At 61.6% G+C, this 15,632-nt stretch carries 15 protein-coding genes; 10 read left to right on the plus strand and 5 right to left on the minus strand.

Features of this window, described 5'->3' with window-relative positions:
• Positions 1–32 precede the first annotated feature (32 nt).
• A complete protein-coding gene (locus LOY26_RS21020) occupies positions 33–998 on the minus strand; it encodes an OmpA family protein (protein WP_258714061.1) in 966 nt (321 codons plus the stop codon).
• Positions 999–1,128: 130 nt separating this feature from the next.
• Here LOY26_RS21020 and pyrC point away from each other — a divergent pair, with 130 nt between their 5' ends.
• Positions 1,129–2,175, plus strand: a complete 1,047-nt coding sequence (gene pyrC / locus LOY26_RS21025; RefSeq protein WP_033702667.1) for a dihydroorotase — start codon at positions 1,129–1,131, stop codon at positions 2,173–2,175.
• Positions 2,176–2,234: 59 nt separating this feature from the next.
• Positions 2,235–2,846 (plus strand): ribonuclease T, encoded by a 612-nt coding sequence (rnt, locus tag LOY26_RS21030; RefSeq protein ID WP_371097688.1) that lies wholly within the window; start codon positions 2,235–2,237, stop codon positions 2,844–2,846.
• 129 nt (positions 2,847–2,975) lie between these two features.
• Here rnt and LOY26_RS21035 read toward each other — a convergent pair whose 3' ends face one another.
• Positions 2,976–3,578: a peroxiredoxin gene (locus tag LOY26_RS21035; RefSeq protein ID WP_033702669.1), complete on the minus strand. Its 603-nt coding sequence runs from the start codon at positions 3,576–3,578 to the stop codon at positions 2,976–2,978.
• Between the two features lie 213 nt (positions 3,579–3,791).
• On the opposite strand from LOY26_RS21035, the gene LOY26_RS21040 reads away from it, so the two are divergent.
• Positions 3,792–4,010, plus strand: coding sequence for a bacterioferritin-associated ferredoxin (locus LOY26_RS21040; protein WP_095064234.1), 219 nt, complete (start codon positions 3,792–3,794; stop codon positions 4,008–4,010).
• Positions 4,011–4,211: 201 nt separating this feature from the next.
• Positions 4,212–4,685, plus strand: coding sequence for a bacterioferritin (bfr, locus tag LOY26_RS21045; RefSeq protein ID WP_186656768.1), 474 nt, complete (start codon positions 4,212–4,214; stop codon positions 4,683–4,685).
• Between the two features lie 56 nt (positions 4,686–4,741).
• On the opposite strand, the gene grxD is transcribed toward bfr, so the two are convergent.
• Entirely contained in the window at positions 4,742–5,077 is a 336-nt protein-coding gene (gene grxD / locus LOY26_RS21050) for a Grx4 family monothiol glutaredoxin (protein ID WP_033702671.1), read from the minus strand.
• 91 nt (positions 5,078–5,168) lie between these two features.
• Positions 5,169–7,277 (minus strand): molybdopterin oxidoreductase family protein, encoded by a 2,109-nt coding sequence (locus LOY26_RS21055; protein ID WP_258714062.1) that lies wholly within the window; start codon positions 7,275–7,277, stop codon positions 5,169–5,171.
• 364 nt (positions 7,278–7,641) lie between these two features.
• Here LOY26_RS21055 and argF point away from each other — a divergent pair, with 364 nt between their 5' ends.
• Together argF and LOY26_RS21065 are read left to right on the plus strand one after the other, a co-directional pair.
• Entirely contained in the window at positions 7,642–8,562 is a 921-nt protein-coding gene (gene argF, locus LOY26_RS21060; RefSeq protein ID WP_033702673.1) for an ornithine carbamoyltransferase, read from the plus strand.
• Entirely contained in the window at positions 8,559–9,668 is a 1,110-nt protein-coding gene (locus tag LOY26_RS21065; RefSeq protein ID WP_033702674.1) for an ABC transporter ATP-binding protein, read from the plus strand. The genes argF and LOY26_RS21065 overlap by 4 nt, the downstream gene beginning before the upstream one ends.
• Positions 9,669–9,709: 41 nt before the next feature.
• On the opposite strand, the gene ybaK is transcribed toward LOY26_RS21065, so the two are convergent.
• The gene (gene ybaK, locus LOY26_RS21070) at positions 9,710–10,180 is read right to left on the minus strand and encodes a Cys-tRNA(Pro) deacylase (protein ID WP_033702675.1); all 471 of its coding nucleotides are present in this window, start codon (positions 10,178–10,180) and stop codon (positions 9,710–9,712) included.
• A 302-nt stretch (positions 10,181–10,482) separates the two neighbouring features.
• On the opposite strand from ybaK, the gene LOY26_RS21075 reads away from it, so the two are divergent.
• The 4 genes from LOY26_RS21075 to glpD all read left to right on the plus strand — a co-directional run bounded on the left by LOY26_RS21075 (position 10,483) and on the right by glpD (position 15,627).
• Positions 10,483–11,334, plus strand: a complete 852-nt coding sequence (locus tag LOY26_RS21075; protein WP_186663441.1) for an MIP/aquaporin family protein — start codon at positions 10,483–10,485, stop codon at positions 11,332–11,334.
• A gap of 51 nt (positions 11,335–11,385) precedes the next feature.
• The gene (glpK, locus tag LOY26_RS21080; RefSeq protein ID WP_033702677.1) at positions 11,386–12,885 is read left to right on the plus strand and encodes a glycerol kinase GlpK; all 1,500 of its coding nucleotides are present in this window, start codon (positions 11,386–11,388) and stop codon (positions 12,883–12,885) included.
• A 129-nt stretch (positions 12,886–13,014) separates the two neighbouring features.
• Positions 13,015–13,770 (plus strand): DNA-binding transcriptional repressor GlpR, encoded by a 756-nt coding sequence (gene glpR, locus LOY26_RS21085; protein WP_033702678.1) that lies wholly within the window; start codon positions 13,015–13,017, stop codon positions 13,768–13,770.
• 327 nt (positions 13,771–14,097) lie between these two features.
• Positions 14,098–15,627, plus strand: a complete 1,530-nt coding sequence (glpD, locus tag LOY26_RS21090; RefSeq protein WP_047583643.1) for a glycerol-3-phosphate dehydrogenase — start codon at positions 14,098–14,100, stop codon at positions 15,625–15,627.
• The last annotated feature ends 5 nt before the right edge of the window (positions 15,628–15,632 follow it).

The raw sequence follows: 15,632 nt of genomic DNA on the forward strand, positions 1-15,632 counted from the left end.
GGCTGTGAGGGGGCGCGCCGCCCATCTCACTTTCAGGGCACTTTCGCACCCGGTGCGGGGGACGCCGGCGCGGCAATAGGCGGACTGGCAGCAGCAGGCAGCTGTACAGGTTTTTCCACCGGCTTCTCGACGGGTATCTCAGCGACTGCAACCCGATCCAGTTCGATATTCACCCGTCGATTGCGCGCCCGGTTGGCAGCACTGTTGTTCTTCGCCAGCGGATACCGCTCGCCGTGGAAGCGCACGGTGATCTGCGCCTCCGGCACGCCATGGGCTTTGAAATAGTCCGCCACCGTCATCGCCCTGCGCCGGGACAAATCACGGTTGGTCAGGCGGTTGCCGCTGTTGTCGGAATGGCCGTTGAGCTCGATGTGATTAACCGTCGGGTCGGCCTTGATATAGTCAAGAACCACATCCAGCCGTGCCTTGGCCGAATCGTCAAGTTCGATGCCACCGCCAGGGAAACCCACCTGAGTCTGGCGAACCTGGTCATAGTTCATCGCCAGCAACTTGCTGGCACACACCTGGTAGTCGCCATAGGCCTTGGCGAAACTGACCGGCAACACCCGCACTTCCATGGCCCGGCCCGCTTCGCCGGTGTAGTTGCGTACCACCGTGCTGCGCCCATCGAGCAGACCATTGATCAGGCGGCTGGCCTGACCCTGGGACGAGCTGAACAGCACGCCCGTGCGCGCCATGCGCACGCTGCCCAGGTTGATGTCACCGCGCCCAGGCTGCCAGGGCGCCGCCGCTGCCAGCAATGTGGCTGGCCCGGCCCCCAGCACATTGCTGTGCGAGCGCAGTTGGAACACCGGCTGCTCACCTGCCCGGCGCACGAATTCGCCACTGCCAAAACCGTCGATCGGCTGGATCAGACGGCACTCGAACTGGTCGCCCTCGACTTGCCAGGCAATGTTCTCCATGCGCGTCTGGAAAGTCAGTGCACCGGCCGGCAGGCTGGCGAACAGGGTGAACATGGCTAGGTAACGCTGGCGCACGGGCGGCTCCACAAATTCTGACGGCTTACCTGCAGGGTATCGGACGCTGCCCGAAAAACTTGATAGCCGTGCTCGGGCCAGGGTTTTCCGGTAGCATTGGGCCTTGAGTTCGACCCGCCTGGAATCCCCAATGTCCGATCGCCTGACCCTCCTGCGTCCCGACGACTGGCACATCCATCTGCGCGATGGTGCCGTCCTGCCCCATACCGTTGGTGATGTGGCGCGTACCTTCGCCCGTGCCATCATCATGCCCAACCTCGTACCGCCGGTGCGCAATGCCGTCGAAGCCGGTGCCTACCGTGAGCGCATCCTCAATGCGCGTCCGGCCGGCAGCCGCTTCGAACCGCTGATGGTGCTTTACCTCACCGACCGCACCAGCCCCGAGGACATCCGCGCGGCCAAGGCCAGCGGTATCGTGTATGCCGCCAAGCTGTACCCGGCCGGCGCCACGACAAACTCCGATTCAGGCGTGACCAGCATCGACAACATCTTCCCCGCCATCGAAGCGCTGGCCGAAGTCGGCATGCCACTGTTGGTGCACGGTGAAGTGACGCGTAGCGAGATCGATGTCTTCGATCGCGAAAAGCGCTTCATCGACGAACACATGCGTCGCGTGGTCGAACGCTTCCCGACGCTCAAGGTGGTGTTCGAGCACATCACCACCAGCGATGCCGCGCAGTTCGTCAGCGAAGCGCCGGCCAACGTCGGCGCGACCATTACCGCCCAGCACCTGTTGTACAACCGCAACCACATGCTGGTGGGCGGCATCCGCCCGCACTTCTACTGCCTGCCGATCCTCAAGCGCAACACCCACCAGGTGGCGCTGCTGGACGCGGCCACCAGTGGCAACCCGAAATTCTTCCTCGGCACTGACTCGGCCCCTCACGCCCGTCACGCCAAGGAAGCCGCCTGCGGTTGCGCCGGTTGCTACACCGCTTATGCGGCCATCGAGATGTACGCCGAAGCGTTCGAGCAGCGCAATGCGCTGGACAAGCTGGAAGGCTTTGCCAGCCTGCACGGCCCGGCCTTCTATGGCCTGCCGGCGAACACCGACACCATCACCCTGGTCCGTGAAGAGTGGACCGCACCAGAAAGCCTGCCGTTCGGCGAGCAGACGGTGATACCGCTGCGCGCTGGCGAGAAGCTGCGCTGGCGCCTGCTGGAGGAAAACGCGTGAGCGAAGACCTCTACGAAGACGATCAGGACAGCCAGGCCGGCGGTGGCTCGCGCCACCCGATGGCAGAGCGCTTCCGTGGCTACCTGCCGGTGGTGGTGGATGTCGAGACCGGCGGCTTCAATAGCGCCACCGATGCCCTGCTGGAAATCGCCGCCGTCACCATCGGCATGGACGAGAAGGGCTTCCTGTTCCCCGAACACACCTACTTCCACCGGGTTGAGCCGTTCGAAGGGGCCAATATCGAGGCGGCAGCGCTGGAGTTCACCGGCATCAAGCTGGACCACCCGCTGCGCATGGCAGTGAGTGAAGAAAGCGCGTTGACCGATATCTTCCGAGGCGTGCGCAAGGCGCTCAAGGCCAACGGCTGCAAGCGGGCCATCCTGGTCGGCCACAACAGCAGCTTCGACTTGGGCTTCCTTAACGCCGCGGTCAACCGCAACGACCTCAAGCGCAACCCCTTCCACCCGTTTTCCAGCTTCGATACCGCCACCCTCGCCGGCCTGGCGTATGGCCAGACCGTGCTGGCGCGGGCCTGTCAGAGCGCCGACATCGACTTTGATGGGCGTGAAGCGCATTCGGCGCGTTACGACACAGAGAAGACGGCCGAGCTGTTCTGCGGCATCGTCAACCGCTGGAAAGAAATGGGCGGCTGGCGCGATTTCAACGACTAAGCAGCCACAAGCTTCAAGCAGCAAGAAAGGGCAGACAGCACACGCTCGGTTTTTCTTGAAGCTTGCAGCTAGAAACTTGAAACAAAAAAAACCGGCCACGAAGGCCGGTTTTTTTTATGCGCGCGGCAATTACAGCTTGCCAGCGTTCTCGCTCAGGTAAGCAGCAACGCCTTCTGGCGAAGCGTTCATGCCTTTGTCGCCTTTTTTCCAGTTGGCAGGGCAGACTTCGCCGTGCTCTTCGTGGAACTGCAGGGCATCGACCAGACGCAGCAGCTCGTCCATGTTACGGCCCAGTGGCAGGTCGTTGACGATCTGCGAACGGACTACACCGTTGGTGTCGATCAGGAAGGCGCCACGGAAGGCCACGCCGCCTTCGGACTCAACGTCGTAGGCCTTGCAGATTTCATGGGTGATGTCGGCAGCCAAGGTGTACTTGACCTGGCCGATACCGCCGTTGTTGACCGGGGTGTTACGCCAGGCGTTGTGGGTGAAGTGCGAGTCGATCGAAACGCCGATCACTTCCACGTTGCGGGCCTGGAAGTCAGGGATGCGGTTGTCCAGGGCAATCAGCTCGGACGGGCAGACGAAGGTGAAGTCCAGCGGGTAGAAGAACACCAGGCCGTACTTGCCCTTGATGGCCGAGGCCAGGTTGAAGCTGTCGACGATTTCGCCGTTGCCCAGCACAGCTGGAACGGTGAAATCGGGGGCTTGTTTACCAACGAGTACGCTCATTGTTATCTCCTGATGAGGGTGAAAAACCGTTTGCCGGGCCAGACGGGCTTGCCCGACATCCAACAAAGGCCGACCATCATACACGGCTTCTCATGACAGACCGAATCCAACCACCGGTCGCTCAAGCACGGCCCTCACAGAAAGTCTTTTGACAAGCATTCTCATTACGATTAAGCTCCAATCCATCGACTCAACCAGCGATGGTCCGACTTTATGTATGTGTGTCTTTGTGTCGGCGTGACCGACGGACAGATCCGCGATGCGATCTTTGAAGGATGCTGCAGCTACAAGGAAGTTCGAGCCGCGACCAATGTCGCCAGCCAATGTGGCAAATGCGCCTGCCTTGCCAAGCAAGTGGTCCGCGAGACCCTGACCGAGCTTCAGGTCAGCCAGGCCGCCCTGCCCTATCCGGTAGAATTTACCGCTGCCTGAAACCACTCATTTTGAAGAACCGGACCTTGTGTCCGGTTTTTTTATGCCCGAAATTCAATAACTTAGCACTCCAACGCGCTTCACAAACATTCTTATTCCTATTCATTTTCACTTATTATTCAATAACTTAGGTTTGACAGCCCTAAGTATCGGGCTCAAACTTCCCTGTATTGGCACACTTCTACAGGGCAGGAACCCGTCATGAAAGGCGACGTAAGCGTCATCCAGCATCTCAACAAGATCCTCGGAAACGAGCTGGTCGCGATCAACCAGTACTTCCTGCACGCACGCATGTACGAAGATTGGGGCCTGAACAAACTCGGCAAGCACGAGTACAAGGAATCCATCGATGAGATGAAGCACGCTGACAAACTGATCAAGCGTATTCTCTTCCTCGAAGGCATCCCCAACGTGCAGGACCTGGGCAAGCTGCTGATCGGCGAGCACACCAAAGAAATGCTCGAGTGCGACCTGAAGATCGAGCAGAAAGGCCTGATCGACCTGAAAGCCGCCATCGCTCACTGCGAAACCGTCGGCGACTTCGGCTCGCGTGACATGCTCGAAGACATCCTCGAGTCCGAGGAAGAGCACATCGACTGGCTGGAAACCCAGCTGAGCCTGATCGACAAGATCAGCATCGAGAACTACCTGCAATCGCAGATGGGCGAAGAGTAAAATCCCGCCCATAAAAAAACCCGCCATGAGCGGGTTTTTTTAGGTCTGCGCGAAGATCAGGCTTCAGCAGCCTTTGCCTTGGCAGCAGCGTCCTTGATCAGGGCCTGCAGCTCACCCTTCTCGAACATTTCGAGCATGATGTCGCTACCGCCGACCAGCTCGCCCGCTACCCACAGCTGCGGGAAGGTTGGCCAGTTGGCGTACTTGGGCAGGTTGGCGCGGATTTCCGGGTTCTGCAGGATGTCGACGTAGGCGAACTTCTCGCCACAACCCATCACAGCTTGCGATGCCTTGGCCGAGAACCCGCACTGCGGGGCATTCGGCGAGCCTTTCATGTAAAGCAGAATGGTGTTGTTGGCAATCTGCTCTTTGATCGTTTCGATGATATCCATGGAACACCTCGTCTGAACTTTCCGACTCGATGGTCGGCACGGTGACGCATTGTATCGGAAAGCCGAGCGCTGTGCGCGGCCTTGCCATTGCTCAGGCGGCCTCCACGTGCACAGGCACGCCATTGAGGGCGGCATTGCCCGACACCTGATCGCGCAAGCGCTCATCGGTCAGGTCGTTGGCACTGACCCCGGGCTGCCCGTGGGCTATCCGCAATTGCACGCCCTGGCGCCCATGGCCATAGCCGTGCGGCAGGCTGACCACGCCTGGCATCATGTCCGTGCACGCCTGCACCTCGACTTCGAGGGTGCCGGTACGTGAGCGTATGCGCACGCGCTGGCCATCGTGCAACTGCCGCTGCTGCAAATCATCAGGGTGCATCAACAGCTGATGACGCGGCTTGCCTTTGACCAGCCGGTGGAAGTTGTGCATCCACGAGTTGTTGCTGCGCACGTGGCGGCGGCCGATCAGCAAGAGCGCGCCAGCAGCCATTGGCGCCTGCCGCGCAAGCCTGGCCAAGTCATCCAGCAACACCTGCGGTGCCGCCTCGATGGCCTGGCTGGCAGTGTTCAGGCGGGCCTGTAGATTGGCGCCTAGCGGGCCCAGGTCGAGCCCGTGGGGGTGCCGATCGAGTGCTTCCAGCGAGAGCTTCCAGGCCGAGCCGTCGCCGTAGCGCCCTTTGCGCAAGGCCCAATCGATCATCTGCGCCGGCGCCTGGGTTGGCTTGAGTTCAAGGGCGGCCCGTTCGGCCAAGGCCTTGGCCAGGCCGACAAAGATCTCCCAGTCATGCAGCGCGCCTTCGGGCTTGGCCAGGATCGCGCGGTTGAAACGGGTCACATTGCGCACCGCCAGCAGGTTGAAGGTGCTGTCGTAGTGATCGTTCTCAAGTGCCGACGTGGACGGCAGGATCAGGTCAGCATGGCGCGTGCTTTCATTGATGTACAGGTCGATGCTGAGCATGAACTCGAGCCCCGCCAGCGCCCCGTCCAGTTGCCGACCGTTGGGCGTGGACAGCACAGGGTTGCCCGCCACCGTCACCAAGGCCCGCACCTGCCCGTCACCGGGCGTGAGGATTTCTTCGGCCAAGGCGGCGACCGGCAGCTCGCCAGCGTACTCCGGCAGCCCCGAAACCCGGCTTTGCCAGGCATTGAAGTGCCCGCCCGAGGTACTCGCCACCAGGTCCACCGCAGGCTCGGTACACAAGGCGCCACCCACCCGATCCAGGTTGCCGGTTACCAGGTTGATCAATTGCACCAGCCAATGGCACAGGGTGCCGAAGGCCTGGGTCGAGACGCCCATGCGGCCATAGCAGACCGCCTTGTCGGCTGCCGCAAAATCACGCGCCAGCTGACGGATATCGGCGGCAGCGATGCCGCACAACGGGCTCATGGCGTCGGCGGTGAACAGGGCGAGTGCACTGCGCACCTGATCCAGGCCATTGATCGGCAAGTGTGATCCACGGGTCAGGCCTTCGTCGAACAAGGTATTGAGCAGGCCACTGAGCAATGCAGCATCGCCGCCGGGAAGAATGAACAGGTGCCGGTCGGCCATGGCCGCTGTTTCGCTGCGCCGTGGGTCCACCACCACCAACTGCCCGCCCCGCATACGCAGCGCCTTCAGGCGCTTTTCCACATCAGGCACGGTCATGATGCTGCCATTGGACGCCAGCGGGTTGCCTCCCAGAATCAGCATGAAGTCGGTGTGGTCGATGTCCGGTATCGGCAACAACAGACCGTGGCCGTACATCAGGTGGCTGGTCAGGTGCTGGGGCAACTGGTCCACCGAGGTGGCTGAAAACCGATTGCGGGTCTTCAACAAACCGAGGAAATAGTTGCTGTGGGTCATCAGCCCATAGTTGTGCACGCTCGGGTTGCCTTGATACACCGCCACCGCGTTGCGACCATGCGCCTGCTGGATGCTCCAGAGCTTGTCGGCCGCCAGGGCGAAAGCCTCGTCCCAGCTGATCGCCTGCCAGCGCTCGCCAATCCGACGGTGGGGCTGACGCAGGCGGTCGGGATCGTTCTGGATATCTTGCAGGGCCACTGCCTTGGGGCAGATGTGGCCGCGGCTGAACGGGTCGTCCGGGTCGCCTTTGATCGAGGTGATCAGCGCCTGCCCGTCGTCCTCATGGCTGACTTCGATGTTCAGCCCGCAGATCGCTTCGCACAGGTGACAGGCACGGTGATGCAGGGTCTTGGTCATGGCCGCCTCTGCCTGATGATGGGTCTGAGGGCGACTATGCGCCCAGCCGAACGCCCTCGCCAGCGCGCTTCGTGCCATGAATTGCCCGACATCAGGCAAACGATTCGCGACACGCATTTGCCAAATCGCGGGCAAGCCGTGTACAACCTCTGTAGCAAATAAAAAACAGCGCACGCTCAATGGGTAACGACACCCTTTGCAACAGAGCCGCTGTTTCCCCTCTTGGTTTCAGGCGACATTTAATTATAGTATTGCGCCTTTCCCTATTTCGTCCGCCCCGTGCGGCTTACGCCGCAGGTCACTCCCGTTGTCAAAAAAAACCATACGGTCGACCTGCATACCGTTGCAGATAAGGTAGTCAATCATGAGCGCTAGGCACTTTCTCTCCCTGCTGGACTTCACCACCGACGAATTGCTCGGGGTGATCCGCCGCGGCATCGAGCTGAAGGACCTGCGCAAGCGAAGCGTGCTGTTCGAGCCCCTCAAAAGCCGTGTGCTGGGGATGATCTTCGAAAAGTCATCGACCCGTACCCGCGTGTCGTTCGAGGCCGGCATGATCCAGCTGGGCGGCCAGGCCATCTTCCTGTCGCCTCGCGATACCCAACTGGGCCGTGGCGAACCGATCGGTGACAGCGCTATCGTCCTGTCGAGCATGCTCGACGTGGTGATGATCCGTACCCACGCCCACAGCACCCTCACCGAGTTCGCGGCGAAGTCGAGCGTGCCGGTGATCAATGCCCTGTCCGACGAGTCGCACCCGTGCCAACTGCTGGCCGACATGCAGACGTTCCTCGAACACCGCGGCTCGATCCAGGGCAAGACCGTGGCGTGGATCGGTGATGGCTTCAACATGTGCAACTCCTATATCGAAGCCGCCCGTCAGTTCGATTTCCAGCTGCGCATCGCCTGCCCGGAAGGTTACGAGCCGGATCCACGCTTCATGGCATTAGGCGGTGATCGCGTGCAAATCATCCGCGACCCCAAGGAAGCCGTGCGTGGCGCGCACCTGGTGACCACCGATGTCTGGACTTCCATGGGCCAGGAGGAGGAAACTGCACGGCGCCTGGCGCACTTCGCGCCTTACCAGGTCACCCGCGAACTGCTCGACCTGGCGGCACCCGACGCCCTGTTCATGCACTGCCTGCCGGCCCACCGTGGCGAGGAAATCAGCCATGACCTGCTCGACGACCCTCGTTCGGTCGCCTGGGACCAGGCTGAAAACCGCCTGCATGCACAGAAGGCCCTTCTCGAATTCCTTGTAGAACCGGCTTACCACCACGCATGAGTCAACCCCTACTGCTCAACCTGCGCAACCTCGCCTGCGGCTATGGCGACCAGCGCATCGTCCAGAACCTCAACCTGCACCTGAACGCAGGCGACATTGGTTGCCTGCTGGGTTCATCCGGTTGCGGCAAGACCACCACCCTGCGCGCCATCGCCGGTTTCGAACCTATCCATGAAGGCGAGATCCAGCTGGCGGGCGAGGTCATCTCCCGGCCAGGCTTCACCCTGGCTCCAGAAAAGCGCCGCATCGGCATGGTGTTCCAGGACTACGCCCTGTTCCCGCACCTGACCGTGGCCCAGAACATCGCCTTCGGCATTGCCAAGCACCCGCGCCAGGCGCAGGTCGTCGAAGAGATGCTCGAGCTGGTCAAGCTCGGTGGGCTGGGCGGCCGCTATCCGCATGAGCTGTCCGGTGGGCAACAGCAACGGGTCGCGCTGGCCCGCGCGCTGGCCCCGGAGCCTCAGTTGCTGCTGCTCGACGAGCCGTTCTCCAACCTCGACGTGGAACTGCGCCGGCGCTTGAGCCATGAAGTGCGCGACATCCTCAAGAGCCGTGGCACCAGCGCCATTTTGGTGACCCACGACCAGGAAGAGGCGTTTGCCGTCAGCGATCACGTGGGCGTGTTCAAGGAAGGTCGCCTGGAGCAGTGGGACACCCCTTACAACCTCTACCACGAGCCGCAGACGCCGTTCGTGGCCAGCTTCATCGGCCAGGGCTATTTCATCCGTGGCCAGATGAGCAGCCATGAGGCGGTAAATACCGAACTCGGTGAGCTGCGCGGCAACCGTGCGTACATCATGGCGCCGGGGAGTTCGGTAGATGTGCTGCTGCGCCCTGACGACATCGTGCATGCGCCAGACAGCCCGCTGCGGGCGAGCATCGTAGGCAAGAGCTTCCTGGGGGCGTCGACGCTGTATCGCCTGCAACTGGTTACCGGTAGCCAGCTGGAGGCGATCTTCCCCAGCCATGTCGATCATCAGGTCGGTGAAGAAGTCGGGATTGCCGTGGCCGCCGATCATCTGGTGCTGTTCCCGGTGCCGGGCAGTGTCGCGGCGCAGTTGCCGCGGCAGGAGAACGGCGTTCGTCGGTACAGTTCGGCGACCTGATTCACGATTGCCGGGGCTGCTGCGCGGCGGCCCCAGCCATTTCAGCCCCGGCCGATACCGGCAAACGTGCCCTGAGTATGTTCAGCCAGCACCGCAGCCGCCAACTCCACCTCCAGCCCGCGCCGCCCGGCGCTGACATGGATAGTTGCAAAGTGTTGCGCCGACTCGTCGATAAAAGTGCGCAGGCGCTTCTTCTGGCCCAACGGGCTGATACCGCCCACCAAGTATCCCGTGGCGCGCTGAGCCGCCGCCGGGTCGGCCATCTCGCACTTCTTCACACCGGCCGCATGGGCCAGTGCCTTGAGGTCCAGGGTGCCCACCACCGGTACCACGGCCACCAGCAATTCGCCTTTCTCGCTGCTCGCCAACAAGGTCTTGAACACCTGCTGCGGCTCTAGCCCGAGCTTTTCCGCTGCCTCCAACCCATACGACGCCGACTTCGGATCGTGCTCATAACTGTGCACGCGATGTTCAGCGCGGGCTTTTTTCAACACGTCTAGGGCGGGGGTCATGCGCAGCTCCGGTCGAGTACAAGTCGGCGGCTACTTTAGGACATATCCCACATCACAGCCAATACACAGCTTACGCGCCTCTCTAGCGTGCGGTTTCGCGCGCCCTAACAACGTCCAGATCGTGACTGACCGTTCACTTTCGACCTTTGACATAAGCGTTTCTTGTCTATATTTTTTCGTTTCTGAATAAATGGTGCACTTTTAAGGTGCATTTCCAACTTCTGCCTGGGGTCAATGGGGATCGACACCGGGCTTTGCTGTCGAGCGCCACGCGCCTCACAACAAAAAAAACGAGGTCATACATGACGACTGCTCTACGCGAACCCACTCTGTCCAGCCAGTGCCTGGCCGAGTTTCTCGGCACTGCGCTGCTGATCTTCTTCGGCACCGGCTGCGTGGCCGCGCTCAAAGTCGCGGGTGCCAGCTTCGGCCTGTGGGAAATCAGCATCATCTGGGGCGTCGGCGTCAGCATGGCTATCTACTTCACTGCGGGCGTTTCAGGTGCGCACCTGAACCCGGCCGTGAGCATCGCCCTCACCCTGTTCGCCGGTTTCGACAAGCGCAAGCTGCCGTTCTACATGCTCGCCCAGGTCTGTGGCGCCTTCTGCGGCGCAGCGCTGGTCTACACCTTGTACAGCAATCTGTTCTTCGATTTCGAACAAGCCCATGCCATGTTGCGAGGCAGTACCGAAAGCCTCGAACTGGCCTCGGTGTTCTCTACCTACCCGCACCCCTCACTTTCGACCGGCCAGGCATTCCTGGTGGAAGTCGTCATCACGGCCATCCTCATGGCCGTGATCATGGCCCTGACCGACGACAACAATGGCCTGCCACGTGGCGCCGTCGCGCCGCTGCTGATCGGCCTGCTGATTGCCGTGATCGGCAGCGCCATGGGGCCGCTGACCGGCTTCGCGATGAACCCAGCCCGCGATTTCGGACCAAAACTGATGACATTCCTGGCCGGTTGGGGCGAAATCGCCTTCACTGGCGGACGAGATATTCCCTATTTCCTGGTTCCGGTGTTCGCACCGATCCTCGGCGCATGCCTGGGCGCTGCCGCGTATCGCGGCATGATCGCCCGCAACCTGCCGGTGGCGCCCACCGCGAACCCTGAGACAAACGACAATCGCCAGGGCGATACTCAAGTCAACTGATGCGGCCTCACGCCCAAGCCCTGACTTCCTCATTTTGCAAGGCCAACGACCATGACAGACACCCTGGATAAGCACTACATCATCGCCCTGGACCAGGGCACCACCAGCTCGCGAGCGATCATTTTCGACCGCGACGCCAATGTGGTCGGCACCTCCCAGCGCGAATTCGTCCAGCACTACCCGCAGGCTGGCTGGGTCGAACACGACCCGATGGAGATCTTCGCCACCCAGAGCGCCACCATGGTCGAAGCCCTGGCTCAGGCCGGCATCAGCCACGCCCAGGTCGCTGCACTCGGCATCACCAACCAGCGCGAAACCACGGTGGTGTGGGACAAGGAAACCGGCCGCCCGGTTTACAACGCCATTGTCTGGCAGTGCCGCCGCAGTACCGAAATCTGCGCGCAGCTCAAGCGTGATGGCCACGAAGACTACATCCGCGAGACCACGGGCCTGGTCACCGACCCCTACTTCTCCGGCACCAAACTGAAGTGGATCCTCGACAATGTCGAAGGTGCCCGTGAACGCGCCGAACGCGGCGAACTGCTGTTCGGCACCATCGATACCTGGCTGATCTGGAAGTTCTCGGGCGGCAAGGTGCATGTCACCGACTACACCAACGCCTCGCGTACGCTGATGTTCAACATCCACAGCCTGGAATGGGACGACAAGCTGCTGGAAATTCTTGGCATTCCACGCCAGATGCTGCCCCAGGTACGCCCCTCTTCCGAAGTCTACGGCCACACCAAGAGCGGCATCGCCATCGCCGGTATCGCCGGCGACCAGCAGTCCGCGCTGTTCGGCCAGATGTGCGTTGAGCCCGGTCAGGCCAAGAACACCTACGGCACCGGCTGCTTCCTGCTGATGAACACCGGCGACAAGGCCGTCACGTCGTCCCACGGCTTGCTCACCACCATCGCCTGCGGCCCCCGCGGCGAAGTGGCCTACGCACTGGAAGGCGCCGTGTTCAACGGTGGCTCCACCGTGCAGTGGCTGCGCGACGAACTGAAGATCGTCAACGATGCCCTCGACACCGAGTACTTCGCCAGCAAGGTCAAGGACAGCAACGGTGTGTACCTGGTGCCCGCCTTCACCGGCCTGGGTGCCCCCTACTGGGACCCCTATGCCCGTGGTGCCCTGTTCGGCCTGACGCGTGGGGTGAAGGTCGACCATATCATCCGTGCTGCATTGGAATCGATCGCCTACCAGACCCGTGACGTGCTTGACGCCATGCAACAGGATTGCGGCCAACGCCTGTCCGAACTGCGCGTCGACGGCGGCGCGGTAGCCAACAACTTCCTTATGCAGTTCCAGGCCGACATCCTCGGCACCTGTGTGGAGCGCCCGAAAATGCGTGAAACCACAGCCCTTGGCGCCGCCTACCTGGCGGGCCTTGCCTGTGGCTTCTGGAGCAGCCTGGACGAGTTGCGCGACAAGGCGATCATCGAGCGCGAGTTCAGCCCACAACTGGATGAGACGCAAAAAGAGAAGCTGTACGCCGGGTGGAAGAAGGCGGTCGATCGTACCCGCGACTGGGAAGACCACGCGGTTTGAATCGGCGTTGAAGCGTGCGGCGTCATCGCGGGCTTGCCTGCGATGACGCCGACACCAACGTCCGCTGGCCGTCATCCCCTTCCTACGGCATCATTGCAGAATTTGTCCGGCTGCCCAAAAGGACCGCCCATGAATCTGCCCCCCCGCCAACAACAAATCCTCGAGCTGGTACGCGAACGCGGCTACGTCAGCATCGAAGAAATGGCACAGCTGTTCGTCGTCACCCCGCAAACCATCCGGCGCGACATCAACCAGCTCGCCGAGCTCAACCTGCTGCGCCGCTACCACGGTGGCGCCGCCTACGATTCGAGCATCGAAAACACCGCCTACGCCATGCGTGCCGACCAGATGCGCGATGAAAAGCAGCGTATCGCCGATGCCGTTGCCCAGCAGATTCCCGACCATGCTTCGCTGTTCATCAACATCGGTACCACCACCGAATCGATTGCCCGTGCGTTGCTGAACCATAGCCACCTGAAGGTGATTACCAACAACCTGCACGTGGCCTCGATTCTGGCTGCCAAGGACGATTTCGAAGTGTTGGTGGCCGGTGGCACGGTGCGGCGTGATGGTGGGGTGGTGGGCCAGGCCAGTGTCGATTTCATCAGCCAGTTCAAGGTCGACTTCGCCCTGGTCGGGATCAGCGGCATCGATGAAGATGGCAGCCTGCTCGACTTCGACTACCAGGAAGTTCGGGTTTCCCAGGCAATCATTGCCAATGCCCGGCAGGTTATTCTGGCTGCCGACTCCAGCAAGTTCGGGCGCAATGCCATGGTTCGCCTGGGGTCGATCAACCTGGTCGATTGCCTGGTGACCGACCAGACGCCCACGGCGGCCCTGAACCAGTTGCTCAATCAGTACAAGATTCGCCTTGAGGTGGTTTGAGCCCTGAGACTTCGAAGGCCTCGCTGGGAATAGAGTGAGGGCTGAAAGTCGCCTGCCTTGAGTGTTGCAGGGGCGTCAAAATCGAGCGCCGCGCGGGCGGCGCTCGATCTCACAGGCGCCAAAGATGTTGTGACAAGCACTTGCAACCCCACACCCTTCCAGAACACCCCGCAAACCCCGCAATTTTCGAATTTGTTCATTTTCTTCTCATTCAATCAGTTTTTTCTATAACCCACGACTGGATACTGCCTTTCCATTGCGCTAGTATTTTCGGAAACGAACATAAATGTTCATATTCGATGTGAACAGCCCCAGGAGGCCTTGCCCGTGTCCCAGCCCGTTTCGTCCCAGCCCCCCCTCGCCGACTGCTATGACCTCGCCGTGATCGGCGGTGGCATCAATGGCGTGGGCATCGCTGCCGACGCCGCCGGGCGTGGCCTCAAGGTCTTCCTCTGCGAAAAGGACGACCTGGCCCAGCACACCTCCTCCGCCAGCAGCAAGCTGATCCATGGCGGCCTTCGTTACCTGGAGCACTACGAGTTCCGGCTGGTCCGCGAAGCACTGGCCGAGCGTGAAGTGCTGCTGGCCAAGGCGCCGCATATCGTCAAGCCCATGCGCTTCGTGTTGCCACACCGCCCGCACTTGCGCCCGGCCTGGATGATCCGTGCCGGCCTGTTCCTCTACGATCACCTGGGCAAGCGCAAGCGCCTGGGCGCCTCGCGCAGCCTGCGCTTCGGCCCGGGCTACCCGCTCAAGCCGGCGATCACCCGTGGCTTCGAATACGCCGACTGCGCCGTTGACGACGCACGCCTGGTGGTGCTCAACGCCATGGCCGCACGCGAAAACGGTGCACACATCCATACCCGTACCCGTTGCCTGCGCGCCGAACGCGTCGACGGCCTGTGGCACGTGGAGTTGCAGCAAGCCGATGGCAGCGTGCACAGCATTCGCGCCCGGGCATTGGTCAACGCCGCCGGCCCTTGGGTCGCCAGCTTCATCAAGGATGACCTCAAGCTCGATGCGCCGTACGGCATTCGCCTGATCCAGGGCAGCCACCTGATCGTGCCGCGCCTGTACGAAGGGGATCACGCCTACATCCTGCAGAACGAAGACCAACGTATCGTCTTCTGCATCCCCTATCTGGACCGTTTCACCTTGATCGGCACCACCGACCGCGAGTACAGCGGCGACCCGGCCAAGGTGGCGATCACCGAGCAGGAAACCGACTACCTGCTGAAGGTGGTCAACGCGCACTTCAATCATCAACTGAGCCGCAGCGATATCCTGCACACCTACTCCGGCGTGCGCCCGCTGTGCAACGACGAATCGGATAACCCGTCCGCCGTCACCCGTGATTACACCCTCGCGCTTTCCGCCGCTCAAGGCGAGGCGCCTTTGCTGTCGGTGTTTGGCGGCAAACTGACCACGTACCGCAAGCTGGCCGAGTCGGCCATGGCAGAACTCAAGCCGTTTTTCAGCCAGATGAGCCAGAGCTGGACAGCCCACTCTGCCCTGCCCGGTGGTGAAGGCATGAGCACGCCTCAGGCCCTGGTCGACGACCTGCTCACGCAGCACCAATGGCTCGCGCCGGATATCGCCAAGCGCTGGGCAGTGACCTACGGCAGCCGCACCTGGCAGTTGCTGGAAGGTGTGAACGGCCCGGACGATCTGGGCCAGGCGATTGGTGGTGGCCTGTTCACCCGGGAAGTCGATTACCTGCGCGAAACCGAATGGGCTGTCAGCACTCAGGATATCCTCTGGCGCAGAACCAAACTGGGCCTGTTCACCAGCGACAGCGAACAGCGCGCACTGGCTGATTACCTGGCTCAGGGCGACGCACGCAGCAACGCCGCCTGAACCCT

The sequence above is a fragment of the Pseudomonas sp. B21-047 genome (genome assembly GCF_024748775.1).
In the GTDB taxonomy this organism is placed as follows: Bacteria; Pseudomonadota; Gammaproteobacteria; order Pseudomonadales; family Pseudomonadaceae; genus Aquipseudomonas; species Aquipseudomonas capeferrum.